Annotated in this window: 1 protein-coding gene; it reads left to right on the top strand. The window is 41.2% G+C overall.

What is annotated here, in order from left to right; genetic code table 11:
- Positions 1–318 precede the first annotated feature (318 nt).
- Positions 319–611, top strand: a 293-nt coding sequence (locus ACWHAR_RS29185) for a LacI family DNA-binding transcriptional regulator (RefSeq protein WP_452088710.1), incomplete at its 3' end; no start/stop codon positions are given.

Here is a 611-nt window from a genome sequence, read left to right as displayed (position 1 = left end):
TATCGTTTCACGGCGGTTATATAAGGCAACTATGAAAAACATACAGAAAAAGAACAACTAAAAGAGCAGGCAGATGTCTGCTCTTTTAAAATTTCAATCGCCAAAAGTTCCGTGTCTTAATATTGAAACCATAAATTGAATAGACTCTTAATCCGATTTATAAGCACTTCAGGAACAGCAGCCGGATCTAGAGAAGTCCAAAAAGATCGCGATTGAAAAAACTTATTTTTTTTAATATTGAAAACTTTTACCTTGTTTGTTATGATTTTTTTAGTAAAGTTTAGTGAATACGGATTCCAAAGACAGGACGGGATGAAAATGGCGACGATTAAAGAGATTGCGCTTCAGGCTAAAGTATCAAGCACAACGGTTTCAAGGGTTCTGAACCATGACCAGTCATTATCAGTAGCGCCTGAAACAAGGCAGCGGATTTTGGATATAGCAGCCCGGCTCGGCTATAAAAGCACGCGCAGGCGCCGCGAGGTATATGCCTCAGGAAGCGGGGAAAGCCCGCGCATCGGCATTGTTGTCTGCCAATCACAGGAAGAAGAGCTGAACGATCCGTACTTTTATTCCATCAGGCAGGGAATTGAAAGTGAGTGTTTTGAAAG

This window comes from Bacillus sp. LR--39 (assembly GCF_053613335.1).
Note: the sequence above shows the minus strand (reverse complement) of the source record. Positions and strands in the feature narration are given on the sequence as shown.